The following is a 417-nucleotide window of genomic DNA, read 5'->3' as shown; positions in this document are numbered from 1 at the left end:
TGCCGGGCGAGAGCGCCCGCACCGCGATCTCGACGAGCTGCCGCACCGAGTATTCCAGGTCCTGAAGCGCCGCAGGGCGCCGCCCGAAGGTGAGCGACCGGGCGACCGCCTCGGCAGCGTCCTCGACGCCCGCGGAGAGGACGGCGACCGGGAATCCCCTCGGCACGAAGTCGCCCGGCCGGACCCTCAGGGCAAGGACGACGCGCCGCTCGTGCGCCCAGTCGGCGAGGCTCTCCGTATCGACCGCTTGTAGATATCCGCCGCCCGCCGGCGCGACCGGGGCGCCGCGCGGCGCTTCCGTCGGCGGCTGGACGTCGGCCTCGTCACGGGTCCGCGCCTCAACGGCCGCGCAGAGATCGCGATGGACGGCGTCGACCACGGTCTCGACGTTGATGCTGGTGGCGACGTGGTGGACGA

The 417-nt window shown here is 73.9% G+C and carries 1 protein-coding gene; it reads right to left on the bottom strand.

What is annotated here, in order from left to right; genetic code table 11:
* Positions 1-417, bottom strand: a 417-nt coding sequence (locus AX737_RS01935; protein ID WP_156453474.1) for a DUF2254 family protein, incomplete at both ends; no start/stop codon positions are given.

Source organism: Methylobacterium sp. CCH5-D2 (genome assembly GCF_001556475.1).
Lineage (GTDB): Bacteria > Pseudomonadota > Alphaproteobacteria > Rhizobiales > Beijerinckiaceae > Methylobacterium > Methylobacterium hispanicum.
The sequence above is the reverse complement of the archived record's forward strand: the minus strand, read 5'-3'. Positions and strand labels throughout refer to the sequence as shown.